The following is a 10,535-nucleotide window of genomic DNA, read 5'->3' as shown; positions in this document are numbered from 1 at the left end:
ACGGCCGCGCAGAAGGCCGTCGGACTCGGCCGGCTCCTCGCCGGGAGGAAGGGGAAGATCACGACGCTGCCCGGGCCGCTGGGAGGCTGGACCGAGGCGCGTGACATTCCGGCACCACCGAAACAGACGTTCCGGCAATGGTGGAACTCGGACGAGGGGCGGGCCGCGCTGGCGCAGGCTCGCGAGAAGGGACGACAGCAGTGAGCACCCGGGATGTCATCCTCGGCCGGATCCGTGACGCCCTGACCCTGGCTCCGCCGGAGCCCGTGCAGGTTCCGCGCGACTATCGCACCGGACGCACCCTGCCCGACGCGCAGCGCCGGGAACTGCTCGTGGACCGGCTCGTCGACTACAAGGCACACGTCCACGAGTGCACGCCCGGCGACCTGCCCGACGTGCTCGCACGGGTCCTCGCAGAGCGGGGTGTGCGGCGCGTGGGAATTCCCGCCGGACTGGATCCCTCGTGGCTGGCGCGGTTCGACGGTGACGTGGTGGTGGACTCGGCCGAGATCCCCGCGCCGGACCTCGGCGCACTCGACGGCGTCGTCACCGCCTCCGCCGTCACGTGCGCCGAGACCGGCACGATCTTCCTCGACGGAAGCCCGGGCCAGGGGCGGCGTGCGCTGACCCTGGTGCCGGACCTGCACGTGTGCGTGGTGCCGCTCGCCGACGTCGAGGTCGGGGTCCCGGAGGCACTGGCCCGGCTGGTGCCGGAGCGGCCCACCACCATGATCAGCGGCCCGTCCGCAACCTCCGACATCGAACTCGAACGAGTCGAGGGTGTGCACGGTCCGCGGACCCTGGACGTGGTGATTGTTGGGTGAGCCTGCTGAGCGAGCACACCCGGCCGGCCCTCGGCTGGCGGTTCCGCGGTAGCTGCCGATCCGCCGGTGAATTCTACTTCTTCGCCCCGGACGACGAACCATCGCACGTCCGGCGCCGGCGCGAGGCCGCCGCGAAGCGGATCTGCGCGAGCTGCCCGGTGCTGACGGAGTGCCGAACCCACGCGATGCTCAGCAGGGAGCGGCACGGTGTGTGGGGCGGCCTGTCGGAGCGGGAACGCCGCACCCGGCGCTGACCGCGGACGCGCTCCCCGGTTCGTGACCGGGGAGCGCGTACCACTTCTGTGTCACACCGCGGCCACCAGCGGGGCCACGACCCGCCGTCCGGTGGCGGTGCGGATCGCATCGGTCAGCACGGCCGGGTCCGCGGTGTCGACGACCGCGGCGATGTGCGCGTCGGGCCGGACAACCCACACCTCGTGCGCTGCCGCGGAAAGGCTTTCGGCGAGCGCGCCGGTCGCGTCGATGTCGCCGATGGCGTGGATCCGAACCGGCGCGCTCGTGGCGTCCAGCGCGAGCGTGCGCAGCGTGGTCGCGTCGACGTCGCGGCCGTGCAGGAGCAGGATTCCCGCCCGGGCCAGCGCACGCAGGCGCGTGGCCCGACCGCACACCGCGACCGGCATGTCCGGCAGCAGAACGCCCGGAACGGGCTGTGGAGCAACACCCCTGGCGGGCCGACCAGCGAAGGGACGGGCCGGGTCCGCGGTGGTCAGTGGCGAGTCGGCATACCAGAACGGTTCCGCGAGGCGGCCCGAGTCGACCTGGGCGCGGGCGTCGGCGTCGTCGGCCGCCGCCTCGAGGATACGCAGGCGGTGTGCGCGCTGCTCGTCGGTCTGCGGCACCAGGAAATCCATTGTCGCGGAGGTGACCTCGATGTTCTCGCGCGCCGCGGCCCGCCGCTCCAGGTCGTAGGTGTCCAGGAGCGACTCGTCGGCCCAGCCGCGCAGCACGAACGCGAGCTTCCACGCGGCGTTCTCGGCGTCGCCGACCCCGGAGTTCAGTCCGCGTGCACCGAACGGCGACACGAGATGAGCGCAGTCGCCGGCGACGAGGACGCGGCCCACGCGCATCCGGTCGACGAGACGAGCATGGAAGCGGTACACGGACTTCCACACGATCTCGTAGGGCAGCTCGGCGCCGATGATCCGGCGGATCCGGCGGTCGAGGGCGCCGCTCTCCGTTTCGGCCTCGAGGTCGTAGTCGCCGGGGACCTGCCAGTCGATGCGGAACGTCGAATCCGGGCACGGGTGGATGAGCACCTGGCGTCCGGGATTCCACTCGGGATCGAAGTAGAACCTGCGCTCGTGTGCCCAGTCGGGGATGTCGGCCTTGATGTCGCAGATGAGGAACTTGTCGTCGAACGTGCGACCCGCGAAGTCCAGCCCGAGGTGCGTGCGGAACCCGTCGGCCCGCGCCCCCATCGTCGCGACCGCGTAGGCGACGGGCACGACGGCGGGACCGTCCGGGGTCGTGCACAGCACGCGTACGCCGGCGTCGTCCTGGTCGATACCGTCGACATGGTGACCCCACCGGACCTCGATGAGCGGTTCCTCGGCGATGCGCTCGTCGAGCAGTTGCTCCGTGCGGGCCTGGGAGATGTTGACGAACGGCGGGAACGCGGAGCGGCCGTTGTCGACGAACGGTTGGGTGAACAGCTTCTCGTCGCGGTAGAAGGTGCTCGCGGTGTCCCACGTGACGCCCTCCGCGGCGACCTGCTCGCCGACACCGACGGCGGCCCACACTTCGAGCACGTCGCGTTGCTGGCAGATCGCCTTCGAGCCGATCGGGTCGCGTTCGGGGCGAGCGTCCAGGACGATCACGCGAATGCCCCACCGGGCGAGCAGCAGGGCGGTGGTCTGCCCGACGGGTCCGTTCCCGAGCACCGCGACGGTGCCGTTGTGAATGTTCCGCACTGTCATCACATTTCCTTCTCGTACCGTGGTGGGGTCAGCTCTGGAGCTGGGCCCAGACCTCGTGGTCGCGCTCGGCGGTCCAGATCACGGGCCGTTCGATGCCGGACAGTTCGTCCCACACCCGGGAGACGTCGAACGGCAGGCAGTGCTCGAAGATCGGCCAGTGCCCATAGCGGTCGAACAGTGCCGCGTGCGTCGCCTCGAACGCCTCCTTCAATGTGCCGCCACGCCGCTGCACGGCCCCTACCTCGGTGAGCATCACGTTCAGGAAGTGCCGGGTCTGCTCGATGGCGGCGTCGACCTCCTCGCGGCCGCGGCTGACCGCGCCGCGCCCGCCGACGAGCGCCTCGGCGCCGAGCGCCTTGATCCGGTCGAGTGTGCCGGTGGACCAGTCGCGGTGGAACGCGTCGCCCGTGTACAGCGCGGCCTGCGCCTCGACGAGATCGCCGGCGAACAGGATCTTCTGCTGCGGCAGCCACGCGACGATGTCGCCCTCGGTGTGGCCGCGGCCGAGGTGCTGGAGTACCAGGTTGCCGCGGTCGCCACCGAGGTCGATGGTGAGCCGGTCGCTGAACGTCAGTGTCGGCCAGGTCAGGCCGGGCACGGAGTCGGCACCCTTGGCCAGGCGCGGCATGCGGCCGAACTCGGACTCCCAGTCCTCCCGGCCGCGCTCGGCGATGAGGTTGTAGGTGTTCTCGTGCGCGACGATGGTGTCGGCGTCGAAGGCGGACGCTCCCAGCACCCGCACCGCGTGGTAGTGCGAGAGCACGAGGTAGCGCACGGGCTTGTCGGTGTGCTCACGCAGCTTGGCCAGCCAGTCGCGCGCCGCGACCGGGGTGGCGAGCGCCTCGAAGCACACGAGGAAGTCCTCGCCCTCGACAGCCCCGAGGTTGGGATCGCCCTCGGCGGTCAGCGCGTACACCCCGTCGGCGAGAATCTCGAGGGTTTGCTCCTTCTCGCCCAGATCGGCGGAGGAAGCGAAGGACAGTGCGGTCATATGGAACCACCCCAGTTAGTAAAAGGTTTGAACGAATCTGTGACCAATGTAAGTGGCGTCACACCGGATGCGCAAGCCTTTGACCACTTCGGCACGGTGCATGCGGCGCCACCTCTACGCTGGCGGGGTGAGCGAGCCTGCGGACGACGTGGACAACCTGGACTTTCTGAGCTTTGTCGACTTCGCCGTGCGCAAGACGACGCGCGTCATGCCCGAGGTCGATCCCCAGTCGATGCGGCTCGTGCTCGAACTGACCCGGGTCGCGAGTGCACTCGTCTACGACCTCGAGTCCACCGTGCACCGCCCGCAGGGCTGGAGCTGGCCCGGCTTCCGGGTGCTGTTCATGCTGTGGTTGTCCGGGCCGAGCGATGCCAAGCGGGTCGCCCAGCTCTCCGGTATGAGCCGCGCCGCCGTGTCCGCGCTGGTCAACACGCTGGAACGGGACGGCCTCGTGACCCGGCGGCGCTCTGAGCGCGACCGGCGCTCGGTCGAGCTGAGTCTGACCCAGGCCGGTGTCGACGCGATCACCAGCACCTACGCGGCGCACAACAAGCGCGAACGGACCTGGACGAGCGTGCTGACCAAGCCCGAGCAGACCATCCTGATCGGCCTGCTGGAGAAGCTCGCCACCGCGGCCGACGACCTCGATATCCACACCCGCGACTGAGTCGCGGCGCCGGAGTACTTGCGCTTTGTGATGGCCCTCACTTACGGTAGGGCGTCCAATCAATCAAAGCATTGATTGATTGATCCCTTCACACCCCATTGAGGTGATCATGTCGCTCGACATCTCCACGGCCGCCGGCGGCGGCACGACCCGGCCGGACGACGCCGGTCTCGACGCCGTCCTCGCCCTTGCTCGGCAACGCCGACGCCTGTCGCTCGGCTCCGCAGCCGTCCTGCTCGCGGTGTTCATGGGCTACATCGTCCTGACAACCTCCACCACGGTCTTGTCCGGCCGCCTCGGCGGACTCGGCATCGCGTACTGGGTCGGGTTCGCCGTCTTCGCCGCGATCCTCGTCGTCGCGCAGATCTACACCCGCTGGGCGCGCCGCATGGACGCAGTCGTCGATGCGCACCTTGCCGCGCTGGAAGGGCGGTGACCGGCATGGGACTCAGCGTCGCGATCGTCGTCGCCATCATCGGTGTCACCCTCGGCATCACCTACCTGGCCGCCAAGCGCAACACCTCCACGGACTCGCACTACGTCGCCGAGGGGCAGGTCGGGCCCGTCGGCAACGGACTGGCCATCTCCGGCGACTACGTCTCGGCCGCTTCGTTTCTCGGAATCACCGGCATGATCGGGATCGCCGGGTTCAGTGGCTTCTACTACGCCACCGCGGTGCCTCTGGCGTACCTGCTGGTGCTGCTCATCATCGCCGAACCGCTGCGCAACCTCGGCCGCTTCACCCTCGCCGACGCCGTCGCCGCCCGGTTCGACGGCCGCGGACTGCGCGCCGCTCTCGCCGTCACCACGATCGTCATCTCCGCGATGTACATGGTGATCCAGTTCGTCGGCGCGGGACTGCTCGTGCAGGCCCTGCTGGGCATCAAGTTCTGGGTCGCCGTCATCGTCCTCGGGCTGCTCATGGTCGTCTACACCATGTTCGGCGGCATGCTCGCCACCACCTGGGTGCAGGTGCTCAAGACCGGGCTGCTGCTGACCGGCACCGCTCTCATCCTGTTCCTGGTGCTCGCGAAGTACGGGCCGAGCCCGCTGCACGTCGTCGAGCCGCTGCCGGACTCGGTCACGTCGTCGCACCCGCAGAACACCACCAAGACCTTCGACATCATCTCCCAGCAGCTCGCCCTTGCCCTCGGCGTGATGGGTCTGCCGCACGTGATGGTCCGGTTCCTCACCGTCAAGGACGCCCGCGCCGCCCGCAAATCCGGTGTGGTCGCACTGTGGATCTTCAGCGCCTTCTACGTGGTGCTGCCGTTCGTCGGATACGGCGCGATCCGCGCCCTCGGATCCGACGCCATCGCCGCCGCGCATCCACAGGGTAACCTCGCCGTGGTTCAGCTCGCCGGCGCCCTCGGTGGTCCTGCCCTCGAGGCCGTGATCATCGGCATCACCCTCGCCACGATCCTCGCGGTCCTCGCCGGCGTCGCCATCGCCACCTCCGGAGCGTTCGCGCACGACCTCTACACTCACGTCGTCAAGGGCGGAAAGGCCACCGGTGAACAGCAATTGAAGGTGGCCCGGCTGTCACTGCTCGGCATCGCCGTCGTCGCCATGTTCCTCGCGCTCGGGGCCAAGGGCTTCAACCTCGGCTTCCTCGCCAACGTCGCGTTCGCCGTCGCCGCGAGCACCAGCCTGCCTGTGCTGCTGCTGAGCATCTACTGGCGCGGATTCAACCGCGTCGGCGCGACCTGGGCCCTGGTCGGCGGCCTCGCAGTGAGCCTCGGGTTGGTGGCGATCAGTCCCAACATCCTGGGACCCACCGGGCTGATCCACGGGATCGACCCGATCTTCCCGCTCACGATCCCGGCCCTCGTGTCCGTGCCGGCGGGATTCCTGCTGGCCTATGTGGGCTCGCTGGTCGGCCGCTCCCGGCCGGAGGCCGCCGGCACCGACTTCGCCGAGATCGAACGCCTCGCACTCATCGGCCGCTGACACGGCCGGTGTGTCCTTCGGGCTGCCAGGACAGCCCGAAGGACACACCGCCGCGGCCACCACGGGTAGGGGAGCTACTGCCAGGGGATCCGGTAGGACTCCCATTCCTGCCCTTCCGCAGTCGAGGTACGCGGCGGTTCCGGGAACCACCGGAGCCGCGGATTCGTCTTGAGTTCGGCCACCTCCGGCGGAACCGGACGCGCCGTCACCTCGATCTCGGACCACCGGCACTGTCCGGCAGCGACTCTCGACGCATACAGCCGCAACTCGGGGGACGCTTCCGCGGTCGCTGCGAGTTGTTCCATCAACGCATCGTCGACCTCGATGCGTCGGTCCCGGTCGGCGCCGGCGAACCCTCGTGCGCGGATCACGGCGGCTTCGAGGTCGGTCACGGCCTGGTGGATTCGCCGCAGTGGACTGTCGAGGTGCGGCGGTACTTCCCTCATATCGCATCCGCCCACGGGTCCTCACCGACCGAATACGCGCTGGAGGGCTTGTTCACGGGGCCGCTCGCGTCTGCGACGCCGGCGAGGTCGATAGCCACCTCCGCCCTGTGCTCGGTGCGCTCGTGCGCCTCGGTCAGCGGCGCCAGCTTCTGCTCGACCCGATCCTTCAGGACGTCCGCCGGCGACGACAGTGCGTCGAGGAATTCCTTCAATGCGTCGGCGAGCTCGCGGATCCGGTCCACTACATCGTCGACGAATTCCATCGTGTTCTGAACGATTTTGGTGATCGTGACGATCTGTGCGGCCGTACCGACGAACGGAGTCTTCTTCAGCAGGAACTTCAACTTCTGCAACGCGTCGTCGAATGCCACTTCTTCTTCGAGCATCTCCTTCAGTGACCGAACCGCCGTGACGATCCCCTCCCGGATCTTCTCCGCAACCAGGTAGCACGTCTCCTTGATGACGCGTCCGACCGGTCCCTCCCATCGGAGGGCATCGACGATGCGGTCGGCGTAGTCCGTGAACGCCCGGGCGGCCTGCCCGCCCCAGTGGGGATCCAGGGTCCGGACGACGGCGGCGAGGTTCCCGCCGCTGGTCTCTACCGCCTCCCCGGCGATGCGATAGGCGTCGCCGAGGCGCTCGAGTTCGTTCCAGTTTCCGCCCAGCGGTTCGACGACCTGCGCGATCGGGCTCCACCCGGTCAGCAGGTCGATCGCCTCGTCGACATCGCCGAGCCAACCGGCTGCATCCGCGACGACCTGGCGGACGTCCTCGGGGAGGGTTTCGGGGTGACCGAGTTCGATCCGGTCCGGACCGCCATACGGGAAGGTGCCGGGATACGGCCGCGCCGGACCGGGCGCCGGTGTGTCGGGATCGAATGCGTCGACCGACTTCGGGAAGAGCATGTTGGCATTGAGCCGTTGGTAATTCCGTGCCTCGGTGTCGTCGTACATCCACGCGCACCGGTTCAGTTCGATGCTGGTCTTCAGGCAGAGATCGGCAACCTGGAAGTATCGAGACTGTGCCGACGGGAGAACCGCCTGGAACCCGGCCCGGATCGTCTGCAACAGCACACCGTCGAAATTGCCGTTCGGCTCACCGTGGACGGCGAGATACCGGTTCGCCCGCACAACATCGTGTCCGATCTCCTGCACGGCGACGGCAGCGCCGGCTATCCGGCGTGTGGCGGCGGAGAATTCCTCGTGCGTCCCGGACATCACGATCTCCTCAGCGACGCGACGAGATCATCGATAGAGCTGTCGTCGAGCTGTCCGGCCACACCGCGATCCGCCCGGACGACGAAGACCGCGACCTCCGCCGTTGCAAGGCCGGTGGTGGCCACGACGTCCAACCGTGCTGCCGGCGGGTCACATTCGTCGGTGGGCGGGATGTCGGACACCAGAGCCGTGAGCCGGACTGCCGGGTTTCCGGCAATCTCGAAATGGACGGGGTCCGAATAGTTGATCGTCGGCAGTCGTCCGTCGTCGGAGTACATCCATTCGACCGCCCGGACTTCGTGAGCAGCGACGGTCAGGAGGTCGCCCGCTGGGCGCCCCGTGATCCCCACTGCGGCCAGCATCGACGTGTCGTCCGCCTCGCAGTACTCCTTCCCGAAAGCGGATGCCGAACCGATCACCATCGCTGCACCGTCCCGGCTTCTCCAGCCCATGACCGATTGGCCCTGCCCGAACCAGCCGGCTGGAGTGGTGTACGTGAGCCCGAACCGTGTCGGTACCGGTTGCGGTTGCCCTTCGGGAACCTCCGGCGGGAGCGGAGCGCGCTCCATCGACGGGAAACCCGGGGGGAGTTCGCGCGGTGGTGTTGCGGCAGTGGGCGACTCGGTGCGTGTCGTCGTGATCGGTGGTGGTGGCGCCCAGCCGGAATCCGGAAGGTCCGGCCTCAGCAGGCTCGCTGCTGCGGATATTCCACCGATGGCCAGCAAGCCCCCCACATACCACAACGCCACCTTGGCCAGCTGAAGGACAACGACGCCCCATTTCGACATTGTTCGATCCCCCCTATCGACGGCAGAACCATACCAGTTGATGTGTTCCGCATGGGGATTGAGCTTTTCTGGGCCGCGCAGATACCCGGATCGTCGTGTGTTCGTTCCCGGCTGTCGGGATGCAACCGTCGGCGACGTGCGCGGTCGTCCTGGCGACCGACGGGGTGCGGCAGCGGTTGACCGGCAGACGCGCGGGTGCGGTCGAGGGAGGTCATGCGCTGTCCGCGAGGCGGTTCGCCCTCGCCCTTACGTACTGTCGAGGCGCCACTGCGCGAGTTGGACAGCGTTCGAGATGCATTCGGTCAGCACGGCCAATCGTTCGGTGGGTCCGTGCGCCGTGAGTACCTGCAGCCGGTCGGCCTCACCCATAGGGACGAAGCGTGCCAGCGCGAACAGCCGGGCACCCGGCTCGTCGGGCAGTTCGGTGATGCTCGGGGGTTCGATCCGGCCGCCCGACAGGCGGTCGAGCAGACCGTACAGCCGGCCGAGCCCCACGCTCAGGCCGGAGAAGTCCACCGGACCGGACTCCATGTCCGGCCACGGCTCGACCTCCGCCCGCGGATACGGGTCGTCCGGTAGCCAGTCGATCACCCGGATGCGTTCCTCGCCGATGCATTCCAGGAAGTAGCGACCGTCGTCGAGTTCGGTGTCCATCACGATCCGCGCGACCGTGCCGACGTCGTGGCGGGTCTCGCCCCCACCCACCTCGTGGCCTCGCTCGATGAGCACCACGCCGAACCGCGGCCCGTCCGGATCTGCGAGGCAGTCCCGGACCAGCTCTCGATACCTCGGTTCGAACACGTGGAGTGGAAGGGCGTCGCCCGGAAGCAGCGCGGTTCCCAGCGGGAACATCGGGAGCACGGGCATCAGGGCAGCCGCAGCCGCGGTATCGGCGGCGCCGGGATCGGCTCGCCGCGCGCGATCTCCGTCAACAGGTGTTCCGCCCATGCCGCGAGGCCGTCTATGTCCAGCCCGTGCGGCGGCTCGTCCTCGTAATGGCGGATCCGAGCCTCCCCCTGCCGTAGCAGCGACGCGGCCCCGGCCGGATTGTCCCGCAGCAGATGCGTCAGCCCCACGGTGAGCTGCGCCAAGCCCTGCCACAGCGTCCGCTCGTCGGCCGGCGCCGACTTCCACGTGCCTTCCAGCACCTCGTGCGCATGGAACGGATACCCGTGGTCGAGCAGCCGCTGCGCCTCGGTGATCGCCTCGTCGGGCTCGAGCTGCAGGTCCTCCGGGACCCGTTCGACTCCCTCCTCGCCGTAGGGCAACGGGCGCCCCAGGGCGTCGCGCGGGCGGGCGTTCTGCGGTTTGCCGTCGACCGTTCGATCCCGTTCAGCCATGCACCCAGCGTAAACCGGCAGCGCCGACGCGACCCCGCTTCTCGCGCGCCTCGTCGACCGCGTAGGCCAGCTCGTCGCGCAGCAGCTCCGGGGTGGCCGGGCAGACGTGGGTGTGGTGGCCGGTCCGGAACAGGTACCGCCCGTCGCCTGCGACGTCGAACCAGCCGAGATCGGTGACCGGCGTGAAGTTCAGACCGTCCGGTGAGCACAGCACCCGCACGCTGCCCGTCCCGGACCGCGCAGGCGCCCCCGGCCGTCCGGTTGCGGCGGCTGCTGACCGATCCGCGGTCCAGGTCGCGAGGGTGCCCACGCCGATGTTGACCTCGCCGGTCCCCAGGGGGAACACCCAGCCGTAGCCCGGGTGCAGCGCGCCTG

General features: G+C 68.9%; 13 protein-coding genes and 1 pseudogene. 6 read left to right on the top strand and 8 right to left on the bottom strand.

Going from position 1 to position 10,535, the window contains the following annotated elements; translation table 11 throughout:
- The 3 genes from AIIKEEIJ_RS07885 to AIIKEEIJ_RS07875 form a co-directional block, all read left to right on the top strand.
- A partial coding sequence (locus tag AIIKEEIJ_RS07885; protein ID WP_161995375.1) for a lactate utilisation protein LutB domain-containing protein occupies positions 1 to 204 on the top strand: 204 nt, incomplete at its 5' end.
- The gene (locus tag AIIKEEIJ_RS07880) at positions 201 to 824 is read left to right on the top strand and encodes a LutC/YkgG family protein (protein WP_006940643.1); all 624 of its coding nucleotides are present in this window, start codon (positions 201 to 203) and stop codon (positions 822 to 824) included. The genes AIIKEEIJ_RS07885 and AIIKEEIJ_RS07880, both read left to right, overlap by 4 nt.
- Positions 821 to 1,078, top strand: a complete 258-nt coding sequence (locus AIIKEEIJ_RS07875; RefSeq protein ID WP_152103802.1) for a WhiB family transcriptional regulator — start codon at positions 821 to 823, stop codon at positions 1,076 to 1,078. The genes AIIKEEIJ_RS07880 and AIIKEEIJ_RS07875 overlap by 4 nt, the downstream gene beginning before the upstream one ends.
- Positions 1,079 to 1,129: 51 nt before the next feature.
- Here the strand turns inward: AIIKEEIJ_RS07875 and AIIKEEIJ_RS07870 are convergent, their stop codons facing one another.
- Together AIIKEEIJ_RS07870 and AIIKEEIJ_RS07865 are read right to left on the bottom strand one after the other, a co-directional pair.
- Positions 1,130 to 2,761 (bottom strand): FAD-dependent monooxygenase, encoded by a 1,632-nt coding sequence (locus tag AIIKEEIJ_RS07870; protein ID WP_050036035.1) that lies wholly within the window; start codon positions 2,759 to 2,761, stop codon positions 1,130 to 1,132.
- Positions 2,762 to 2,789: 28 nt separating this feature from the next.
- Positions 2,790 to 3,752: an MBL fold metallo-hydrolase gene (locus AIIKEEIJ_RS07865; protein WP_161995374.1), complete on the bottom strand. Its 963-nt coding sequence runs from the start codon at positions 3,750 to 3,752 to the stop codon at positions 2,790 to 2,792.
- 127 nt (positions 3,753 to 3,879) lie between these two features.
- On the opposite strand from AIIKEEIJ_RS07865, the gene AIIKEEIJ_RS07860 reads away from it, so the two are divergent.
- The 3 genes from AIIKEEIJ_RS07860 to AIIKEEIJ_RS07850 all read left to right on the top strand — a co-directional run bounded on the left by AIIKEEIJ_RS07860 (position 3,880) and on the right by AIIKEEIJ_RS07850 (position 6,369).
- Complete coding sequence (locus AIIKEEIJ_RS07860; RefSeq protein ID WP_029546471.1) at positions 3,880 to 4,419, top strand: MarR family winged helix-turn-helix transcriptional regulator; 540 nt, start codon at positions 3,880 to 3,882, stop codon at positions 4,417 to 4,419.
- 109 nt (positions 4,420 to 4,528) lie between these two features.
- Positions 4,529 to 4,855 (top strand): DUF485 domain-containing protein, encoded by a 327-nt coding sequence (locus AIIKEEIJ_RS07855; RefSeq protein WP_006940653.1) that lies wholly within the window; start codon positions 4,529 to 4,531, stop codon positions 4,853 to 4,855.
- Between the two features lie 5 nt (positions 4,856 to 4,860).
- Positions 4,861 to 6,369, top strand: coding sequence for a solute symporter family protein (locus tag AIIKEEIJ_RS07850; RefSeq protein WP_065923364.1), 1,509 nt, complete (start codon positions 4,861 to 4,863; stop codon positions 6,367 to 6,369).
- Between the two features lie 74 nt (positions 6,370 to 6,443).
- On the opposite strand, the gene AIIKEEIJ_RS07845 is transcribed toward AIIKEEIJ_RS07850, so the two are convergent.
- The 6 genes and pseudogenes from AIIKEEIJ_RS07845 to AIIKEEIJ_RS32940 form a co-directional block, all read right to left on the bottom strand.
- Complete coding sequence (locus tag AIIKEEIJ_RS07845; RefSeq protein WP_161995373.1) at positions 6,444 to 6,815, bottom strand: hypothetical protein; 372 nt, start codon at positions 6,813 to 6,815, stop codon at positions 6,444 to 6,446.
- Entirely contained in the window at positions 6,812 to 8,032 is a 1,221-nt protein-coding gene (locus AIIKEEIJ_RS07840) for a hypothetical protein (RefSeq protein ID WP_161995372.1), read from the bottom strand. The genes AIIKEEIJ_RS07845 and AIIKEEIJ_RS07840 overlap by 4 nt, the downstream gene beginning before the upstream one ends.
- Positions 8,032 to 8,820, bottom strand: coding sequence for a hypothetical protein (locus AIIKEEIJ_RS32945; RefSeq protein WP_235194116.1), 789 nt, complete (start codon positions 8,818 to 8,820; stop codon positions 8,032 to 8,034). The genes AIIKEEIJ_RS07840 and AIIKEEIJ_RS32945 overlap by 1 nt, the downstream gene beginning before the upstream one ends.
- A gap of 246 nt (positions 8,821 to 9,066) precedes the next feature.
- A complete protein-coding gene (locus AIIKEEIJ_RS07830; RefSeq protein WP_029546465.1) occupies positions 9,067 to 9,687 on the bottom strand; it encodes an LON peptidase substrate-binding domain-containing protein in 621 nt (206 codons plus the stop codon).
- Positions 9,687 to 10,160, bottom strand: coding sequence for a DUF309 domain-containing protein (locus AIIKEEIJ_RS07825; RefSeq protein ID WP_006940659.1), 474 nt, complete (start codon positions 10,158 to 10,160; stop codon positions 9,687 to 9,689). The genes AIIKEEIJ_RS07830 and AIIKEEIJ_RS07825 overlap by 1 nt, the downstream gene beginning before the upstream one ends.
- Positions 10,153 to 10,535, bottom strand: a pseudogene (locus AIIKEEIJ_RS32940) (hypothetical protein); the annotation flags it as partial. The pseudogene AIIKEEIJ_RS32940 and the gene AIIKEEIJ_RS07825, both read right to left, overlap by 8 nt.

Origin of the sequence: Rhodococcus sp. YH1 (assembly GCF_009939605.1) — a bacterium.
GTDB classification, from domain to species: domain Bacteria; phylum Actinomycetota; class Actinomycetes; order Mycobacteriales; family Mycobacteriaceae; genus Rhodococcus; species Rhodococcus aetherivorans.
The sequence above is the reverse complement of the archived record's forward strand: the minus strand, read 5'-3'. Positions and strand labels throughout refer to the sequence as shown.